Raw genomic sequence first — 19,679 nt, 5'->3', positions numbered from 1 at the left:
CCGCAGCAGGCAGCGGCGCCACCGGCGGGACCGGGTTTGCTGGCGGCACCGGCGGGCAAGGCAGCGCGGGTACCAACTCCAGCTCCCCCACGCCAGGCAAACCGGGCGGTCAAGGTGGCGACGGCGGGACCGGCGGAGCCGGCGGAGCGGGTATCGGCAACCAAGGCGGTGGCGCCGGCGGCATCGGCGGTATCGGTGGCCAGGGCGGGCAGGGCGGCACCGGCGGCACCAACACCGGCAGCAGCGGGCTGGGTGGCACCGGTGGTCAGGGTGGCACCGGCGGCACCGCGGGAGCGGCGGGGACCGGAACCGACGGCGGCGGGCTGGGCGCCATCGGGACCGGAGGCCAGGGCGGTATCGGCGGCACCGGCGGGCAAGGTTTCACCGGCACGTCCGGCGCAAATTCGCCCAGCACGCCCGTTGCCGGCACACCCGGCGGCCAGGGCGGCGCTGGCGGCCAGGGCGGTGACGGCGGCGCAGGCAACGGCGTAACCAACGGCGGCGCCGGCGGAACCGGCGGCAAGGGCGGTGCCGGCGGAAACGGCGGCAACGGCGGCAGCAACACCGGCAGCAGCGGCGGCGACGGCGCAAACGGCGCCGCCGGCGGCACCGGCGGAACTGCCGGAGCAGCCGGCGCGGGAACCGACGGCGGCCACAGCGGCACCGTCGGCACCGGCGGAACCGGCGGCGCCGGCGGCGGCGGCGGTAACGGCGGCGCCGGTACCAAAGGCAGCGGCAGCGGCGCCGGCGGTAACGGCGGCACGGGCGGCGACGGCGGTGCCGGCGGGCAGGGCGGCGCGGGTATCGGCGGGATCGGCGGCGGTCAGGGCGGCCAGGGCGGCGGCTCGGGTGCTGGCGGGGCGGGCGGTGCCGGCGGCAACCCCGGCATATTCGCCCATGGCGGCAAGGGCGGTGACGGTGGCAGCGGCGGCACTGCCGGCAATGGCGGTGCTGGCGGCAGCGGCGGCGGCGCCGGCGGGCAGGGGGGTGCCGCAGGCAACGGCGGCGATGGCGGCAACGGCGGCGTCCCGGAAACCGCGGGCTACTCGGGAGGCGAGGGCGGCCAGGGCGGCGCCGGCGGCGCCGCCGGAATCGGCGGCGCCGGCAACGGCGTCGGCAACGGCGGGGCCGGCGGTGCCGGCGGAAACGGCGGCAATGGCGGAAACGGAGGCTTCAGCCGTGGTGCGGTCCCCGGCGCACCGGCAGGTGCCGGTGGCGCGGGCACCGCCGGCGGAAACGGCGGGGCGGCCACCGGCAGCGGCATCGGCGGAACCGGCGGCGACGGCGGGACCGGCGGAAACGGCGGGACCGGCGGTGACGGCGGCGACGTCGTCCACGGCGCAGGCGGGGCGGCCGGCGCCGCCGGGGCAGGCGGCGCCGGCGGTGCCGGCGGCAACAACACCGGCACCGGCAACGGCGGAAACGGCGGCAACGGCGGGCAGGCCGGCAACGGCGGCAACGGCGGCAACGGCGGCAGCGGCGGTTTCGGAAACTCCAACCAAGGCGCCCCTGGCGCCCAGGGCGGCCTCGGCGGTGCCGGTGGGGCGGGCGGCAATGCCCTGGGCACCAGCGGCAGCGGCGGCAACGGCGGCAACGGCGGCGGTGGCGGCAACGGGGGCAAGGGCGGCGTCTCGGCGGGACTCGGTGACGGCGCCAGCGGCGGCGGCGGCGGCAATGGCGGCAACGGCGGCGTAGGCGGCAACGCCAGCGCCGGTGGAGGCACTGGCGGCCACGGGGGTGCCGCCGGCGCCGGCGGCGCCGGTGGCACCGGCGGCAATGCCACCATCGCCGGCTTTTCCGGCGGCGCCGGCGGTGCCGGCGGCGCGGCTGGAAGCGCAGGCAACGGCGGCACCGGCAGCGGCAGCGGCAACGGCGGCGGCGGTGGCGCCGGCGCCAACGGCGGGACCGGCGGCAACGGCGGCCACAGCCTGGGTTCGATAGTCGGCGGCTCTGGCGGTTCCGGTGGCGCAGGCAGCGCGGGCGGCGCCGGCGGGATCGCCACCGGCAGCGGCACCGGCGGTAACGGCGGCAACGGCGGCAACGGCGCCGGCGGCGGCACCGGCGGCAACGGTGGCAACACCGTCAACGGGGCTGGCGGCGCCGGCGGCAACTCCGGCGCCGGCGGCGCCGGCGGGGCCGGCGGCAACAACACCGGTACCGGCAATGGGGGCGCCGGCGGCAGCGGCGGCAACGCCGGCACCGGCGGCACCGGCGGCGACGGCGGCAGCGGCGGCACCGGTGATGCCAACAAGGGCGGCACCGGCGGCACCGGCGCCGTCGGAGGCGCCGGCGGCGCCGGCGGTAAAGCCCTCGGTACCAGCGGCAACGGCGGCACCGCCGGCAACGGCGGCAACGGTGGCACCGGCGGCATCGGCGGCAACGGCGGTTTCGCCTGCAACGGCGGCACCGGCGGCGGCTCCGGCCAAGGTGGCGCAGGCGGCGTCGGTGGCAACGGTGCCGGCACGGGGCAAGGTGGCGCAGGCGGCAGCGGCGGCAACGGCGGCAGCGGGGGCAACGGCGGCAACGGGGGCGGCGGCGTCACCAACAACGGCAACGGCGGCAGCGGCAGCAGCGGCGGCACCGGCGGCAACGGGGGCAGCAACGGCAAAGGCGGCCCCGGCGGCATCGGCAAGGCCGGCACGCCCGGCTCCGGCAACATCGGTCAAACCGGCGGCGGCGGCGGCAGCGGCGGTGGCGCCGGCGCCGGCGGCTGATCTAACCCAAGCCAGCGTCCCGCCGCATCGGTGCGCGCAGCGCCGTCATCTCGGTCACGGCAGCCGCCAATCGATCGGCTCGGCCCCCATTCCGGCCAGCAGCTCGTTGGCCCGGCTGAACGGCCTGGACCCGAAGAAGCCGCGCGAAGCCGACAGCGGCGACGGGTGGGGCGATTCGATGGCCACACAGTCGCCGGTGGCCAGCATCGGCTTCAGGGTGGACGCGTCGCGACCCCACAGAATCGCCACCAGCGGCCGCGACCGGGCGACCAGTGCGCGAATCGCGCACTCCGTCACCGCTTCCCAGCCCTTGCCCCGATGTGAAGCGGGGTTGCTGGGCCGCACGGTGAGGACCCTGTTCAACAGCATCACCCCGCGCTGCGCCCAGGGCGTCAGATCGCCGGAGGAAGGTTGCGGATAACCCAGATCGGCACCGTACTCATCGAAGATGTTGGACAGGCTGCGCGGCAGCGGGCGAACGTCGGGAGCAACCGAAAAACTCAGTCCCACAGCATGTCCCGGTGTCGGGTAGGGGTCTTGGCCGACGATCAGGACGCGCACCTGATCGAAGGGAAAAGTGAAGGCGCGCAACACATTCTGTCCGGCGGGCAGGTATCTGCGCCCGGCCGCGATCTCCTCACGCAGAAACTGCCCCATGTGCGCGACCTGGTCGGCCACCGGTTGCAGCGCCGCGGCCCACCCCTGCTCGACGATTTCGTTGAGCGGGTGGGCGGTCACTGCAGCCCCTTGGCCAGCAGCACGACCGTGTTGGCGCCGGCCCGGCGGTCCTTCGAAATGTCCTGATACTCCGGGGATTCCGCCCAGCTGTAGAAGGCGGCCTCGTCCGGAAACGACATCAGCACCACCTTTTCGCGGTCCCACTGCCCCTCGACCACCTGCGGCGATTCGTCGGCCGTCAGCAGCGTCCCCGGATGACGACGAAAGACCTCCAGAAACCGTGCCTGGTACCGGTCATATGCCGCCCGGTCGGTGAATTTCAGCTGGGCGATCGCGTAAACGGTCACCGCGCCACCCTAGCGCTCCGTCAGATTGCCCGCTTCTCCCCCGCAAGCGGGTGGTGCCCCCACCTCCGGCCGTACCGGCCGGCATCGTCACCGGGCTGGAAAAGACTCCCACCCCGCGTACCCATCCCACCGGGCGCCGTCGACAAGCACCCGGGCCGGCCCGTCCAGCACCCGTCCGATCACCCGCCAGCCGGCCGGCACCGGTCCGGCGAAACAGGCCGCCAGCGCATGGTCTTCGCCGCCGCCGAGCACCCACTCCCACGGGTCGGTGTCCACCGCCACGGCGGCCCGCGCCAGCGCGTCGTGATCTTCGGCGAGCGCCGCTGTGCTCAGATCGATGCCCACCCCGGACGCTTCGGCGACGTGGCGCAGATCGGCGATCAGCCCGTCGGAGATGTCGATCATCGCCTGAGCCCCGGCCGCCGCGGCCACGCGGCCTTGCCCGTACGGCGGCTCCGGTACCAGATGCCGGCGACGCAAAGCGTCGAAGCCGTCAATGCTGTTGTGCCACAGCGCATACCCGGCCGCCGAGCGGCCGAGATCGCCGGCGACCGCAAGCACCGAACCGGCCCGCGCCCCCGAGCGCAACACCGGAGCCCGCCCGCCGAGATCGCCCAGTACTGTCACCGACACCACCCATTGCCGGCAGCTGACCAGATCGCCGCCGGCGATCCCGGCGCCGACCCGCGCCGCCTCGTCCCACATTCCGTCGGCCAGCGCGCTGACCTGCTCGGCCGGCGTATCGCCCGGCGCCCCGAAACCCACCACGAATGCGGTGGGATTCGCGCCCATCGCCTCGATGTCGGCCGCGTTCTGGGCGATCGCCTTGCGGCCGACGTCGTGTGGTGTGGACCAGTCCAACCGAAAATGCCGGTCCTGCACCAACATGTCCGTCGACACCGCGGTGCGTCCGTCGGCGGCGGTCACCACCGCCGCGTCGTCGCCGGGCCCGACGGTGACGGCCGCGGGCTGCCGGCGGCCGGGAGCCAATCGGTCGATGACGGCGAACTCGCCGAGCTGCGCCAGCGTCGGGGACGGTCCCGATGCGTCCTGGCTCACGTCGCCTGCACCTTCCCCGACCTGCGGTAAGTTGAGTCCCCTGCCCGCGCCAGTCTAGGAGAAGCCGGAGGTGTTCGGTGCCCGAGCCGGACGGGCCGCCACGCGCGGTGATCATCGCCGCCGTGGCACTGGCCGTTGCGACGATCGCGGTGATTCTGGTGTTCGCGGCCAGCCGCCATCCGTCGTCGCAGCCCGTGGCCATTGCCGCGGTGCCCGCCCCGCAGGCGGCCGCGCCACCGTGCCGGTCGCTGACGGCGGCCCTGCCGCAGCGGCTCGGTGACTTTCAGCGCGTCCCCCTGGCGCAGCCCGCGCCTGAGGGCGTCAGCGCTTGGCGCGACGGGTCCGGCGGCGAGCCGGTGATCCTGCGCTGCGGGCTCGACCGCCCAGCCGATTTCGTGGTGGGTTCCCCGATTCAGATCGTCGACCGGGTGCAGTGGTTCGAGATCGCCGCACAGTCCGGGGAAAACAGGTCCACCTGGTACACCGTGGACCGTCCGGTGTATGTGGCGCTCACGCTGCCCAACGGATCCGGGCCCACCCCCATTCAGCAACTGTCCGAAGTGATCGACCACACCATGCCCGCGGTTCCCATCAACCCCGCATCGGCCCCCTAGTGCCGATCGCAAGCGCGGCGCTCGCGCCGGGCGCAGCGGGTCGGCACCATCTGGCCTAACGCAACCCCACCCCACGCGCCAGTGCAGTGTCCACCATGGTCGCCAGCAGAGTGGGATAGTCGACGCCGGTGGCCGCCCACATCCGCGGATACATTGAAATCGTGGTGAATCCGGGCATGGTGTTGATCTCGTTGATCACCGGGCCGTCGTCGGTGAGGAAGAAGTCCACCCGGGCCAGGCCCTGGCAGTCGATGGCCGTAAACGCCCGAATCGCCAACTGCCGCAACGTATCTGCGACATCGTCGTCGATCTTGGCGGGCACGTCCAGTTCCGCTGCGTCATCGAGGTATTTGGTCTCGAAGTCGTAGAAGCCGTCCTCGCGGCCCCGCACACCGGCCACCCGAATCTCCCCGATCGTGCTGGCTTCGATTGTGCCGTCCGGCATTTCGAGAACGCCGCATTCCAGCTCACGGCCGTTGATGGCCGCCTCGACGATCACCTTCGGATCATGACGGCGAGCCAGCGCGACGGCGCCGGGCAGCTGATCCCAGCTCGAGACCCGGCTGACGCCGATCGATGAACCGCCCCGGGCCGGTTTGACGAACACCGGCAATCCCAGGTGCTCGCGCTCCTGGCGGTCCAGTGTTGCCCGCGACGGGCGCAGCACCGCATACGCACCCACCGGAAGCCCCTCGGCGACAAGCAGCTTCTTGGTGAATTCCTTGTCCATGCCGGTCGCACTGGCCAGCACACCGGCGCCGACGTAAGGCAGACCCGCGAGTTCGAGCAGCCCCTGGATCGTGCCGTCTTCGCCGTACGGGCCGTGCAGGATGGGGAACACCACGTCGACCGAGTCCAGGACGGCTCCCGCGTTGAGTCCGGCGCTGCCCGCAAGCGAAACCAGTTGCCCGCCACGCTGCGGATCGGCCGGCAACGCCAGTTCGGTGCCTGATTCGGCGGTGACCGCGGGCAGTTGCCGGTTGGTGATCGCCAGCGCGTCGGGATCGCCGTCGGTGAGCACCCAGGAACCCTGCGGGGTGATGCCGATCGCGATCACCTCGAACCGCTGCGGGTCCAGATTGCGCAGGATGCTGCCCGCGGACACACACGAAATGGCGTGCTCGTTGCTGCGGCCGCCGAATACGACGGCGACGCGCACGCGGCGCTCGCTGGCATTCACAACCTGGAGAGGCTACCGGGTGAGCCGGCGCTGGGTCGGATCTGGCGTCGCGAGCTGGGCTTTAGCCACCCCGATATCACTCGGGCTTGGTGCTGCGGCCCAACAGCAGGGCTATCGCGTCGTTCACCGACAGTCCCTTGTGACAGACCCGGTGCACGGCGTCGGTGAGCGGCATCTCGACGTCGTAACTGGACGCCAGCGCAAGCACCGATTCGCATGACGTCACACCCTCGACGACATGCCCGTCGCGGCTTTGCATGGCCAATTCCACGGTCTCGCCGCGGCCCAGGCGTTCGCCGAGTGACCGGTTGCGCGAATGCGGTGAGGTGCACGTGGCCACCAAGTCACCCACCCCGGCCAGGCCGGCCAGCGTGGCGCCCTTGGCGCCCAGCGCAATTCCCAGCCGCATGATCTCGGCCAGCCCGCGGGTGATGATGGCCGCCGCGGTGTTCTCACCCAGGCCGACGCCGACCGCCATCCCGCAGGCCAGCGCGATGACGTTCTTGCAGGCTCCGCCGATCTCGGTGCCAACCACGTCGGCGTTGGTGTACGGGCGGAAGTAGCCACTGTTCAAGAAGCGCTGTAACGCAACGGCCCTGCCGGAGTCGTTGCACGCGACGACGGTGGCGGCCGGCTGGCACTGAGCGATCTCGCTGGCCAGGTTCGGCCCCGAGATCACCGCGACCTGTGCCGGATCCCATCCGGTCACCGCAACGATCACCTGGCTCATCCGCATCAGGGTGCCGAGCTCGATGCCCTTGGCCAGACTGACCAGGGTTGCCGCCTCGTCGAACAGACCCGACCACTGTTCGAGATTGGCCCGCATCGTCTGCGCGGGCACGCCCAGCAACACGGTCGTGGCGCCGCTGAGTGCCTCGGCCGCGTCCGCGGTTGCCCGGACGGCGGGCGGCAGCAGTGTGCCCGGCAGATAGTCGGGGTTGTACCGGGTGGCGTTGATCTGATCGGCGATCTCGGCCCGGCGCGCCCAGAGCGTCACCTCGCCGCCGGCGTCGGCGAGCACCTTGGCCAGGACCGTGCCCCACGCACCAGCTCCCATCACCGCGACGGTTCCCGTGCCGGCCATCTACCACCCCTGTGTCGTCCGTTACGCCCACCTGCAGCCGCTACACAGTAGACCCGGCGATGGGTTGGCGTCACGCTAATGTGGCGCTCGTGGGCCTTGAGGGCAGGGGTGCGGGTACGGGTGACGTCGGCTTGATCATCGCCGTGAAACGGTTGGCCGCGGCCAAGACCAGGCTGGCGCCGGTCTTCTCGGCGCAGACGCGCGAAAGCGTGGTGCTGGCCATGCTGGTGGACACCCTGAGCGCGGCGGCGCGAGTGGCAGCAGTGCGCTCGATCAGCGTCATCACGCCCGACGAAGCGGCGGCCGCCGCCGCGGCCCGGCTCGGAGCCGAGGTGCTGGCCGACCCGACACCGGCAGGCGATCCCGATCCGCTGAACAGCGCCATCGTCGCCGCCGAACGCGCGGTGTCCGGATCCACCCCGAATCTTGTTGTCCTGCAAGGTGATTTGCCCGCACTGCAGACGCAGGAACTCACCGAGGCGATCGCCGCCGCCCGTCAGCACCAACGCAGTTTCGTCGCGGACCGGCTGGGTACCGGAACGGCCGTCCTGTGCGCCTTCGGAACCGCGCTCGATCCACACTTCGGGGCGGATTCGTCCGCGCGGCACCGTCGTTCGGGTGCCATCGAGCTGACCGGTGCGTGGCCCGGACTGCGCTGTGACGTCGACACACCCGCCGACCTGACGGCTGCCCGCCGGCTCGGGGTGGGACCCGCGACCGCACGTGCCTTCGCACGCCGCTGATGCGACGTTGATGCGCCGATAGCCGCTCCGGTCAAGCGTCCGCCCGATGAACGCCGGGCCAACGACGGATGGATGTCGCCCGGGCGCTGGCCGCACGACCGGGTGATAAGCAATGATCGCAAGGTGACTGAAATCGACGCCAGCCCAGAGGCAGAGATGAGTGCCGACGAGAACGCCTGGGATCCAGACGACTCCGCCCTTGCCGCACCTCCCGCTGCGACCGCCAACGCGATCAGCGATCTGTTGCCCGAAGATCGTTACCTCAACCGGGAACTGAGCTGGCTGGACTTCAACGCGCGCGTGCTCGCCCTGGCCGCCGACAATTCGTTGCCGCTCTTGGAGCGCGCCAAGTTCCTGGCCATCTTCGCCTCCAACCTCGACGAGTTCTACATGGTCCGGGTTGCCGGCCTCAAGCGCCGCGACGAGATGGGCCTGTCCGTGCGCTCGGCGGACGGTTTGACCCCCCGCGAGCAACTGGCCCGCATCGGCGAACAGACCCAGCGGATCGCGAGCCGGCATGCGCGGGTTTTCCTCGATTCGGTGTTGCCCGCGCTCGGCGACGAAGGCATTTATATAGTCGCGTGGGCCGACTTGGACGATGCTGAGCGCGACCAACTGTCGACCTATTTCAACGAGCAGGTCTTCCCGGTCCTGACACCGCTGGCCGTCGATCCGGCCCACCCGTTCCCGTTCGTCAGCGGGCTGAGCCTGAACCTGGCTGTCACGGTCCGTCAGCCCGGCGACGGCACCCAGCATTTCGCCCGAGTCAAGGTGCCCGACAACGTCAATCGCTTCGTCGAACTCGAAGGCCCCGGCACAGCCGATGGGTCAGACGCCCACGGCGTAGTCCGGTACCTGCCAATGGAAGAACTGATCGCCGCGTTCCTGCCGGTGCTCTTCCCCGGCATGGAGGTCGTCGAGCATCACGCATTCCGGATCACCCGCAACGCGGACTTCGAGGTCGAAGAGGACCGCGACGAAGACCTGCTGCAGGCGCTGGAGCGGGAATTGGCGCGCCGCCGGTTCGGGTCGCCGGTGCGGCTCGAAGTCGCCGACGACATGACCGAAAGCATGCTGGAGCTGTTACTGCGGGAACTCGACGTGCATCCCGGTGATGTCATCGAAGTGCCGGGGCTGCTGGACCTGTCGTCGTTGTGGCAGGTGTACGGCCTGGACCGGCCAGACCTCAAGGACCGGGCATTCGTGCCAGCCACCCACCCGGCGTTCGCGGACCGCGAGACACCCAAGAGCATCTTCGCCACGCTGCGCGAAGGCGATGTGCTGGTGCACCATCCGTATGACTCGTTCTCCACCAGCGTGCAGCGCTTCATCGAGCAGGCCGCCGCGGACCCCAATGTGCTCGCCATCAAACAGACGCTGTATCGCACTTCCGGTGATTCGCCGATAGTTCGGGCTCTGATCGACGCGGCCGAAGCCGGCAAGCAGGTGGTGGCGATGGTGGAGATCAAGGCCCGCTTTGACGAGCAGGCCAACATCCGCTGGGCACGCGAGCTTGAGCAGGCGGGCGTGCACGTGGTGTACGGATTCGTCGGGCTCAAGACGCACTGCAAGACGTGTCTGGTGGTGCGCCGCGAGGGTTCGGTCATTCGGCGCTACTGCCACATCGGTACCGGCAACTACAACGGCAAGACCGCACGGCTCTACGAGGACGTCGGGTTGCTGACGGCGGCTCCCGACATCGGCGCCGACCTCACCGATCTGTTCAACACGCTGACCGGCTACTCGCGCAAGCTGTCCTACCGAAATCTGTTGGTGGCGCCACACGGAATTCGCACCGGCATCATCGAGCGCGTCGAGCGTGAGGTTGCCGCTCACCGTGAAGACGGCCCGGCCAAAGGAAGAGGCCATATCCGGCTCAAGATGAATGCCCTTGTCGACGAACAGGTCATCGATGCGCTGTACCGCGCATCGCAAGCAGGCGTGCGGGTCGAGGTCGTGGTGCGCGGCATCTGCGCGCTGCGCCCGGGCACCGAGGGCTTTTCCGAAAACATCGTCGTGCGCTCGATTCTCGGCCGTTTCCTGGAACACTCGCGGATCATTCACTTCCGGGCCATCGACGAATTCTGGATCGGCAGCGCCGACATGATGCACCGCAATCTCGACCGGCGCGTCGAGGTCATGGTTCAGGTCAAGGATCCACGATTGACCGCGCAACTCGACGACTTGTTCGAGTCCGCGCTCGACCCGTCCACCCGCTGTTGGGAGCTGGGGTCCGACGGACAATGGACCGCCTCGCCTCAGGACGGCCAGAACGTGCGCGATCATCAGGTATCGCTGATGGAAAGGCATACCAGTCCCTGACACTGTGCACTTGATTGCGGTTTTGCGGGCCACACTGACTACCGCGAGCGGCCCTCGCGAATTGACCTGCAGGAGTTGAAGTGTCGATCCAGAACTCGTCGGCCCGCCGACGCCCGGGAGACCGGGTCGTCTATGCCGCCGGCGCGGTGTTGTGGCGTCCCGGCAAAGCCGATTCCGGCAAGCCGGTGGAGATCGCGGTGATTCATCGCCCCCGTTATGACGACTGGTCGCTGCCCAAGGGCAAAGTGGACCCGGGCGAGACGGCCCCGATGGGGGCCGTCCGGGAGGTGCTCGAGGAGACCGGTCACCATGCGCACCTTGGCCGGCGGCTCACCACGGTGACCTATCCGATCGAGCAGGGCGTCAAGAAGGTGCACTACTGGGCGGCGCGCAGCACCGGCGGAAAATTCGTTCCCGGCAACGAGGTCGACGAGCTGATCTGGTTGCCGATTGCCGACGCGATGAAGAAGCTCGACTACGCACCGGACCGAAAGGTGTTGCGCCGGTTCGCCAAACAACCCGCCGACACCCACACCGTTCTGGTGGTGCGGCACGGCACCGCGGGCAGCAAGCAGCGTTTCTCCGGCGACGACAACAAACGTCCGTTGGACAAGAAGGGGCGCGCACAGGCAGAGGCTCTGGTGGGCCAGCTGCTGGCGTTCGGCGTCACCGACGTGCACGCGGCCGACCGGGTGCGCTGCCATCAAACGGTAGAGCCGCTCGCGGCCGAGTTGGATGTGCCGATTCGCAACGAGCCCACCCTGTCCGAAGAGGCCTACGCAAAGAACCCCAAACGCGGCCGCCATCGGGCGCTGCGGATCGCCGCGCAAAAAGGCACACCGGTGATTTGCTCGCAGGGCAAGGTAATTCCGGACCTGATCGCGTGGTGGTGTGAGCGCGACGGGATACGCCCCGACAAATCGCGCAACCACAAAGGCAGTACCTGGGTGCTGTCGCTATCGGGTGGCAAGCTCATCGCGGCCGACCACATCGGCGGCGCACTGGCCGCCAACGTGCGCGCCTAACACGCAAATACCCTTCGGGGGCATCGCTGCCGCCCGAAGGGTATTTGCTTTTACGAACTTACTTGCGACCGCGCCTGGCCGGAGCCTTCTTGGCCGGAGCCTTCTTGGCCGGAGCCTTGCTTGCGGCCTTCTTGGCCGGAGCCTTGGTGGCCGCCTTGCGAACTGGGGCCTTGGTGGCTGCCTTCTTGGCCGGAGCCTTGGTGGCTGCCTTCTTGGCCGGAGCCTTGGTGGCTGCCTTCTTGGCCGGAGCCTTGGTGGCCGCTTTCTTAGCCGGAGCCTTGCTGGCGGCCTTCTTAGCCGGCGCCTTCTTTGCCGCCTTCTTGGCTGCCGCGCTCGCGACCACGCCGCGCTTCACCGCGGGGCCTTCAGACGGGAGACGCTGTGCGCCAGCCACAACCGCTTTGAATTGAGCGCCGGGACGGAACGCCGGGACCGACGTCGGCTTCACCTTCACCGTCTCGCCGGTACGCGGATTGCGCGCCACGCGCGCTGCGCGGCGGCGCTGTTCGAACACACCGAAACCGGTAATGGTGACGCTGTCGCCCTTGTGTACCGCACGCACAATCGTGTCGACGACATTCTCAACGGCGGCGGTCGCTTGTCGACGGTCCGAGCCCAATTTCTGTGTGAGCACATCTATGAGCTCTGCTTTGTTCATCCAACCCTCCGAAGCCAGTGGTCCTCGTTTTGGAACCGACTAGTGGACACGGTAAACCCTGACCTGGCAAATTGCCAAGAGCCACGCGCAATTTCAGGCGCCGGCGATCGATATTCTCGGAATCCGATTGCCGCCCTTGACCGGTGGCGCGGGGACAAAATCGTGCCCGCATACCCGCACTGCCGCGGTTTGCAACGGTGAAATTCCGCCCCGTTCAGCCCGTCACGGGATGGGCAATGTTCGCGGTTTCCAGTCCGGGCGGGCCGCCTCGAAAGATTCGATTTCGTCGAGTTTCCGCAGCGTAAGGGCTATATCGTCAAGACCTTCAAGTAGTCGCCACGCGGTGTGATCGTCAATCTTGAACGGCAGCACCGCCGTTCCCGCGGTGATAATTCGATCTTGAAGATTGGCAGTGATTTCCAGCCCCGGACTCTGCTCGATGAGCTTCCAAAGAAGTTCGACTCCGTCTTGGTCGACTTCGGCCGCCAGCAGCCCCGCCTTGCCGGCGTTCCCGCGAAAAATGTCGCCGAACCGAGACGAGATAACCACTCGGAATCCGTAGTCCATCAGCGCCCAGACCGCATGCTCCCGAGAAGATCCGGTGCCGAAATCGGGTCCAGCGACCAACACTGAGCCCCGATCAAAGGGACTGAGGTTGAGCACGAATGAGGGATCCGAACGCCATCCCGCGAACAAGCCGTCCTCGAAACCGGTTCGGGTGACGCGCTTCAAAAAGACTGCCGGAATGATCTGATCAGTGTCGACATTGGACCGCCGCAGTGGCACACCGATACCGGTGTGGGTGTTAAAGGCTTCCATGCGCTTCCTTTTTCTTTCTGGGTGAGTTCAATTCAAATCGGCCGGCGCGGACAGGGTGCCGCGTACCGCCGTGGCTGCGGCAACCGCGGGCGACACCAAATGTGTTCGCCCTCCCTTGCCCTGGCGCCCTTCGAAGTTGCGGTTCGAGGTCGCGGCGCAGCGTTCCCCCGGCGCGAGCTGATCGGGGTTCATTCCCAGGCACATCGAGCATCCCGCTTGTCGCCATTCGGCGCCCGCGGCGGTGAAAACCTCGCCGAGCCCTTCGGCTTCCGCCTGCGCGCGCACCCGCATGGAGCCAGGAACAACCAGCATCCGCACGCCTGGCGCCACCTTGCGGCCGCGCAACACGTCGGCCACGACCCGCAGATCCTCAATGCGCCCGTTGGTGCACGAACCGACGAACACCGCATCCACCGCGATATCGCGCATCGGGATGCCGGGGCGAAGGTCCATGTACGCCAACGCTTTCTCGGCGGCCTGGCGCTGCGCATCGTCGGTCATCAGCTCCGGATCGGGCACCGCCGCGGCCAGCGGCACACCCTGGCCGGGGTTGGTGCCCCAGGTGACGAACGGGCTCAAGGATGCCGCGTCGAGGTACACCTCGGTGTCGAAGACGGCGCCGGGATCGGTGCGCAACTGTTGCCAATACGCCAGCGCGGCATCCCACTGGGCGCCGGTCGGTGCGTGCGGGCGACCCCGGATGAATTCGAAAGTGGTCTCGTCGGGAGCCACCATCCCGGCCCGGGCGCCGGCTTCGATGCTCATGTTGCAGATCGTCATTCGGCCTTCCATGGACAGCGATTCGATGGCGCTGCCGCGGTATTCGATGACATGTCCCTGCCCGCCGCCGGTACCGATCTTGGCGATCAGCGCAAGGATGATGTCCTTGGCCGAGACTCCGGGGGGCAGTTGTCCATCGGCCCCCCCATTGACGGTGACCGCCATCGTCTTGAACGGCCGCAGCGGCAATGTCTGGGTGGCCAGCACGTGCTCGACCTCCGAGGTGCCGATGCCCATTGCGATCGCGCCGAATGCGCCGTGCGTCGAAGTGTGGCTGTCGCCGCAGACGATCGTCATTCCCGGTTGGGTGAGGCCCAGTTGCGGGCCCACGACATGCACGATGCCCTGATCGATGTCGCCCATCGGATGCAGCCGGATGCCGAACTCGGCGCAGTTTCGGCGCAACGTCTCCACTTGGGTTCGTGACACCGAGTCGGCGATCGGCTTGTCGATGTCGACCGTGGGCACGTTGTGATCCTCGGTGGCAATAGTCAGATCCGGGCGTCGCACCGGGCGGCCGGCAAGACGCAGGCCGTCGCACGCCTGCGGACTGGTCACCTCGTGCACCAGATGCAGATCGATATAGATCAAGTCGGGTGCACCGTTTTCGCCCCGCACCACGACGTGGTCGTCCCAGACCTTCTCGGCCATCGTGCGCGCCATTTTCGCCTCGTTTCTGTAATGGGCGGCTCGCCAATGCTGAACTCGCGTGACGTCTCACGATGCGAGACGCAAGTATCTTCTAGTGAGACAGCATACCGGCATCAGCGTGCCCGGCAAAGCCGGGCGCCGCCGTCCGCGGCCGGCCGGCGATGTCGCTTCTGGCGCAGCGATACAGCGGCCTAATGCTATAACGCTCGATATGCCGAACGCGTAGTAAAACCAGGGGTGCTGAGCTACTGTTTCACCGGAAACCAGGGCGCGTTTACTTTGGAGCAAAATGGATCTGTTCGATAAGTTCCTCAATAGCGAAGCACCCTTGGCGCAAATTTCACATGCTGTGCACGGAGTAGGCACATATCCCAAGCTCACCGGCGATATCGGTAACCGCATGATGTGGCGCGATCGCGAACACATCGTGTGGAGCAACAACAATTATCTCGGGCTTGCCAATCTTCCCGAAGTGCGGGCAGCCGAGGAGGAGTTCACGCGCCAATACGGACTTTCGGCGCCGATGGGCTCCAGAATGATGACGGCCGAAACCGATGCGCACGAGCAGCTGGAAAGCGAACTGGCGGACCACACGAAAAAGCCGGCGGCATTCGTTCTCAACTACGGTTACCAGGGCATGGTCTCGCTTATCGATGCCCTTACCTCCCCCTCGGACTGGGTGGTGTCCGACGCGGAGAACCACGCGTGCATCATCGACGGGATTCGGCTGCACAAGAGCGGCGGCGGCCAGACCCGCACCTTCGCGCACAATGACATCGACCAGCTCGAGGCGCGCCTTGCCGAGATCGACCGGGTGCGAACCGCCGATACCGCGGTCTTGGTGGTCACCGAAGGAGTTTTCGGGATGTCCGGGGACCAGGGCCGGATACGCGAGATCGTCGAACTCAAAAAGAAATACGACTTCCGGCTACTCGTCGACGACGCGCACGGCTACGGGGCCATGGGCCCGAGCGGCAGCGGTACCGGGCATGGACAGCGTGTCCAAGACGGCATCGACATCTACTACTCGACGCTTGCCAAATCGGTCGGCAGCATCGGGTCATTCGTCGCCTCGGCAGCCGACATCATCTGGAAGCTCCGCTACACGATGCGCTCGCAGATCTTCAGCAGGGGCCTGCCCTGGCCGATCGTCGCGGGGGTCCGGGTACGTGTGCAACTACTGCGTACCCGTGACGATCTGCGCAAACAAGCGCACGCCGTGGCCTCCGAATTGCAGGGGTCGTTGACCTACAACGGGTTTGATATCGGCAAGACAAACAGCCTTGTCACCCCCGTTTACCTGCCATTGAACCCGCTGGCCGCCCTCACCTTTCTGGCCCGATTGCGTGAAGAGCACGGAATATTCTGTTCAGCGGTGACATACCCGGTGGTACCGCCCGGAATCGTGCAGTTGCGCCTGATTCCCACCGCATGCCACGAGATTGCCGATGTCGAACCCACCGTGAACGGCATCGCGTCGGTCTATAAAGAACTGACCGGGCACTCGCCTGAGCGGTAGGCAATTAAACCGGCGCACGGCAACGGAGCGGCATCAAAAAGGGCACGTTTCCACACGCATGACGCCATTTTCGCGGGAATAGTCCAACCTAATGAAGGAATTCTACGACCGCCGGCGCGGGACAGCGAGCAGTCAAGTTTTGCCAGCAGACAAGACTGAACGGGAGTTCGATGATCGGCTTAGGAGTTCGATGATCGGCTTTGCCAGGCGGATGTGGGTGCCGATCGTTATGGTCGTCGTTTTCGTAGTCGGGGCAGCAGTGGTGATGCGACTGCACGGAGTGTTCGGCTCACATCGCTATGTGCCCGACGCCGGCAACGCCGACCCGATCGTGGCCTTCAACCCCAAATACGTTCGCTATGAGATCTTCGGGCCGCCCGGAACGGTCACCACGATCAACTATCTGGACGCCGAGGCGCAGCCGCACCAGGTGGTGGGCGCGACGATACCGTGGTCGCTGACGATCGAGACCACACTGACCGCGGTGGTCGCCCACGTGGTGGCGCAGGGCGACGGTGCGGCGCTGGGTTGCCGGATCACGGTCAATGGCGTGGTCCGCGCCGAGCGTTCGGTCGGTGCTCACAATGCCGCGAGCAGTTGCCTGGTGAAATCTGCATGAGGGACCGCAAGTCGGCCCGAGCCAACACCCGCGACTGGCCTATCGCCCGGTTCATCCACCGGTGGTCACTTCCGGTCGTGCTGGTCTGGGTGGCGCTGACGATTGGCGCGAATCTGCTGGCGCCACAGTTGCAGACGGTCGCCGAAGAACACTCCGCGGCGTTGAGCCCCAACGACGCTCCATCGCTGATCGCCATGAAGCGCATCGGCAAAGACTTTCAGCAATTCGACTCCGACAACACCGCGATGGTTGTGCTGGAAGGCAAAGACAAACTCGGCGACGACGCGCACCGGTTCTACGACGCCCTGATCGCCGCGCTGTCCGGAGACCGGACGCACGTCGAACACATCGATAACTTCTGGGGCGACAGGCTGACCGCCGCCGGTTCGCAAAGCGCCGACGGCAAAGCGGCATACGCGCAGCTTTATCTCGCTGGCGGCCAGGGCACCGCGCGGGCCCACGAATCCGTCGCCGCGGTTGCGCACATCGTGGCAAGTGTGGTGGCGCCGCCGGGGATCAAGGCGTACGTGACCGGACCCGGCGCACTCGACGCCGATCAAGACACCTCCGGCAACCGCAGCCTGGAACGGCTCACCGCCGTCACAGTCGTCGTGATCGCGATCGTGCTTTTGATTGCCTACCGGTCACTTTCGACCGTTGTCGTCATGCTGCTGACCGTCGGGATCGAACTGCTTGCGGCCCGCGGCGTTGTCGCCACCCTCGCCGTTCACAACATCATCGGCCTGTCCACCTTCGCCATCAACGTGTTGACCACGCTGACGATCGCGGCCTCGACGGACTACATCATCTTTCTCATCGGCCGCTATCAAGAGGCGCGCAGTGCCGGACATGACCGAAACCTGGCCTACTACATCATGTTTCGTGGTACCAGCCACGTGGTCCTGGGCTCGGGGCTGACCGTTGCCGGCGCGATCTATTGCCTGAGCCTCACCAGGTTGCCCTACTTCCAGACCCTTGGAGCGCCGTGCTCGATCGGTCTGCTGGTGGTGATCCTGGCCTCGCTGACCCTGGCTCCGGCGATCATTGCCCTCGGCGGCGGATTCGGCGTCTTCGAGCCCAAACACACGGCCACCACTCGGCATTGGCGGCGCATCGGCACCATGGTCGTGCGATGGCCCGGCCCGGTCCTGATCGGCACGGCGCTGATCTCACTCATCGGTCTGCTCGCCCTGCCCAAGTATCAAACCAGTTACAACGAACGCCATTACCTCCCGCAAAGCGCTCCGTCCAACATCGGATACCTCGCCTCGGACCGCCACTTTCCGGCGGCCCGCATGGAACCGGAGGTGCTGATGATCGAAGCCGATCACGACCTGCGCAACCCGACGGACATGATGCTGCTGGACCGGATCGCCAAGGGCGTCTTCCACCTGCCGGGAATCGCTCGGGTACAAGGCATCACCCGACCGTTGGGCTCCCCGATCGACCACAGCTCGATTCCGTTTCAGCTCAATATGCAAAGCGCGATGACAATCGAGAACGTCGACTACCTCAAGAAGCGAATCGGCGACATGTACAGCATGATCGACGAGCTACAACACATGATCGACATCACCACGCGCCAGCAAGAGGTGGTCCGCGACCTCACCGACGCCACCCACGTCATGGATGCCCACACCAGACAGATGCGCGCCAACACCGACGAATTACGGGACCAGCTCGCCGAGTTCGACGACACCTGGCGACCGATCAGAAGCTACTTCTATTGGGAACACCACTGTTTCGACATCCCGGTGTGCTGGTCGCTGCGGTCGTTGTTCGACGCCGTCGACGGTGTCGACAAGCTCGCCGAGGACGTCGGCCATCTCACCGACGACGTCGACCGCCTCGACTCGCTGCAGCCGCAATTGCTCGCCCTGCTGCCGCCGCTGATCGCCACGATGCAGACCGTCAAAGGACTCGTGCAGACCACGGCAAGCACCCTGTCGGCGTTGGTCACCCAGATGGACGACATGACCCGCAACGCGACCGCAATGGGGCAGGCACTCGACGGTTCGAAGAACGACGACTCGTTTTTCCTGCCGCCCGAGGCATTCGACAATCCCGACTTCAAACGCGGCCTGACGCTGTTCCTCTCCCCCGATGGAAAATCGGCGCGGTTCATCATCACTCACAAGGGTGATCCCGCTACGGCCGAAGGCATCTCGCACATCGACCCGATCCTGCTGGCCGCCAGCGAGGCAGTCAAAGGAACGCCGTTGGCCGATGCCAATCTTTACCTCGCCGGCACCGCGTCGATCTACAAAGACATGCGCGAAGGCACCACCTACGATCTGCTGATCGCGGTCGTCGCGTCCCTGTGCCTGATCTTCATGGTCATGCTCGCGATCACTCGAAGCGTGGTCGCCGCCGCGGTCATCGTCGGCACGGTCACCCTGTCCCTGGGTTCCGCGTTCGGGATGTCGGTCCTTGTGTGGCAACACATCCTGCACATGCCGCTGCACTGGCTGGTGCTGCCGATGGCCGTGATCGTGATGCTGGCCGTCGGATCCGACTACAACCTGCTGCTGGTCGCCCGCTTCCAAGAGGAGATCGGCGCGGGCCTGCGAACCGGCATGATCCGGTCGATGGCCAGCACCGGCCGGGTGGTCACCATCGCCGGGCTGGTATTCGCCTTCACAATGGGCTCGATGGTGACCAGCGACCTGCGCGTGGTCGGCCAAGTCGGGACCACGATCATGATCGGGCTGCTGTTCGACACCCTCGTCGTGCGCTCATTCATGATGCCCGCGATCGCGGCCCTGCTGGGGCGCTGGTTCTGGTGGCCTCGCCGAGTGCACACCCACGCAATCCCACAGCCTGCACCCCAGCGCGTCGAGCCGGTGCGTAGCGCCCAGCTGGTTTAG

The 19,679-nt window shown here is 67.5% G+C and carries 16 protein-coding genes; 8 read left to right on the top strand and 8 right to left on the bottom strand.

The genetic code is table 11. The features are described from left to right. Positions 1-323 precede the first annotated feature (323 nt). Positions 324-2,714, top strand: coding sequence for a PE family protein (locus BST12_RS31895; protein ID WP_425437387.1), 2,391 nt, complete (start codon positions 324-326; stop codon positions 2,712-2,714). 54 nt (positions 2,715-2,768) lie between these two features. Here the strand turns inward: BST12_RS31895 and BST12_RS06110 are convergent, their stop codons facing one another. The 3 genes from BST12_RS06110 to BST12_RS06100 all read right to left on the bottom strand — a co-directional run bounded on the left by BST12_RS06110 (position 2,769) and on the right by BST12_RS06100 (position 4,798). Then, positions 2,769-3,452, bottom strand: a complete 684-nt coding sequence (locus tag BST12_RS06110) for a uracil-DNA glycosylase (RefSeq protein WP_083112107.1) — start codon at positions 3,450-3,452, stop codon at positions 2,769-2,771. After that, positions 3,449-3,739, bottom strand: coding sequence for a DUF1330 domain-containing protein (locus tag BST12_RS06105; RefSeq protein WP_083112106.1), 291 nt, complete (start codon positions 3,737-3,739; stop codon positions 3,449-3,451). Before BST12_RS06105 ends, BST12_RS06110 begins: the two co-directional genes overlap by 4 nt. Positions 3,740-3,826: 87 nt before the next feature. Further along, positions 3,827-4,798 carry a thiamine-phosphate kinase gene (locus BST12_RS06100; protein ID WP_083112105.1) on the bottom strand — a complete coding sequence of 324 codons (972 nt, stop codon included), beginning with the start codon at positions 4,796-4,798 and terminating at the stop codon, positions 3,827-3,829. A gap of 77 nt (positions 4,799-4,875) precedes the next feature. Between BST12_RS06100 and BST12_RS06095 the strand changes: the two genes are divergently transcribed. Then, complete coding sequence (locus tag BST12_RS06095; protein WP_083112104.1) at positions 4,876-5,412, top strand: DUF3515 domain-containing protein; 537 nt, start codon at positions 4,876-4,878, stop codon at positions 5,410-5,412. 55 nt (positions 5,413-5,467) lie between these two features. On the opposite strand, the gene BST12_RS06090 is transcribed toward BST12_RS06095, so the two are convergent. Both BST12_RS06090 and BST12_RS06085 read right to left on the bottom strand, forming a co-directional pair. Continuing rightward, positions 5,468-6,592 (bottom strand): D-alanine--D-alanine ligase family protein, encoded by a 1,125-nt coding sequence (locus BST12_RS06090; protein ID WP_083112103.1) that lies wholly within the window; start codon positions 6,590-6,592, stop codon positions 5,468-5,470. Positions 6,593-6,668: 76 nt separating this feature from the next. Beyond that, the gene (locus BST12_RS06085; RefSeq protein WP_083112102.1) at positions 6,669-7,676 is read right to left on the bottom strand and encodes an NAD(P)H-dependent glycerol-3-phosphate dehydrogenase; all 1,008 of its coding nucleotides are present in this window, start codon (positions 7,674-7,676) and stop codon (positions 6,669-6,671) included. A gap of 89 nt (positions 7,677-7,765) precedes the next feature. On the opposite strand from BST12_RS06085, the gene cofC reads away from it, so the two are divergent. The 3 genes from cofC to mutT1 all read left to right on the top strand — a co-directional run bounded on the left by cofC (position 7,766) and on the right by mutT1 (position 11,766). Then, positions 7,766-8,419, top strand: a complete 654-nt coding sequence (gene cofC, locus BST12_RS06080) for a 2-phospho-L-lactate guanylyltransferase (RefSeq protein WP_245850095.1) — start codon at positions 7,766-7,768, stop codon at positions 8,417-8,419. A gap of 102 nt (positions 8,420-8,521) precedes the next feature. After that, complete coding sequence (locus BST12_RS06075; RefSeq protein WP_083112128.1) at positions 8,522-10,741, top strand: RNA degradosome polyphosphate kinase; 2,220 nt, start codon at positions 8,522-8,524, stop codon at positions 10,739-10,741. Between the two features lie 80 nt (positions 10,742-10,821). Further along, complete coding sequence (gene mutT1, locus BST12_RS06070; RefSeq protein WP_083112100.1) at positions 10,822-11,766, top strand: 8-oxo-(d)GTP phosphatase MutT1; 945 nt, start codon at positions 10,822-10,824, stop codon at positions 11,764-11,766. 58 nt (positions 11,767-11,824) lie between these two features. On the opposite strand, the gene BST12_RS06065 is transcribed toward mutT1, so the two are convergent. From BST12_RS06065 to leuC, 3 genes are all read right to left on the bottom strand, one after another. Then, the gene (locus BST12_RS06065) at positions 11,825-12,424 is read right to left on the bottom strand and encodes an HU family DNA-binding protein (RefSeq protein WP_083112099.1); all 600 of its coding nucleotides are present in this window, start codon (positions 12,422-12,424) and stop codon (positions 11,825-11,827) included. Positions 12,425-12,646: 222 nt separating this feature from the next. Then, entirely contained in the window at positions 12,647-13,243 is a 597-nt protein-coding gene (leuD, locus tag BST12_RS06060; protein WP_083112098.1) for a 3-isopropylmalate dehydratase small subunit, read from the bottom strand. A 27-nt stretch (positions 13,244-13,270) separates the two neighbouring features. Continuing rightward, a complete protein-coding gene (gene leuC / locus BST12_RS06055) occupies positions 13,271-14,686 on the bottom strand; it encodes a 3-isopropylmalate dehydratase large subunit (RefSeq protein ID WP_083112097.1) in 1,416 nt (471 codons plus the stop codon). 277 nt (positions 14,687-14,963) lie between these two features. Between leuC and BST12_RS06050 the strand changes: the two genes are divergently transcribed. The 3 genes from BST12_RS06050 (at position 14,964) to BST12_RS06040 (ending at position 19,679) form a co-directional block, all read left to right on the top strand. Further along, entirely contained in the window at positions 14,964-16,193 is a 1,230-nt protein-coding gene (locus BST12_RS06050) for an aminotransferase class I/II-fold pyridoxal phosphate-dependent enzyme (protein WP_083112096.1), read from the top strand. Positions 16,194-16,383: 190 nt separating this feature from the next. Further along, positions 16,384-16,812 carry an MmpS family transport accessory protein gene (locus BST12_RS06045; RefSeq protein WP_083112095.1) on the top strand — a complete coding sequence of 143 codons (429 nt, stop codon included), beginning with the start codon at positions 16,384-16,386 and terminating at the stop codon, positions 16,810-16,812. After that, entirely contained in the window at positions 16,809-19,679 is a 2,871-nt protein-coding gene (locus BST12_RS06040; protein ID WP_083112094.1) for an MMPL/RND family transporter, read from the top strand. Before BST12_RS06045 ends, BST12_RS06040 begins: the two co-directional genes overlap by 4 nt.

It is taken from the genome of Mycobacterium angelicum (assembly GCF_002086155.1).
In the GTDB taxonomy this organism is placed as follows: Bacteria; Actinomycetota; Actinomycetes; order Mycobacteriales; family Mycobacteriaceae; genus Mycobacterium; species Mycobacterium angelicum.
Note: the sequence above shows the minus strand (reverse complement) of the source record. Positions and strands in the feature narration are given on the sequence as shown.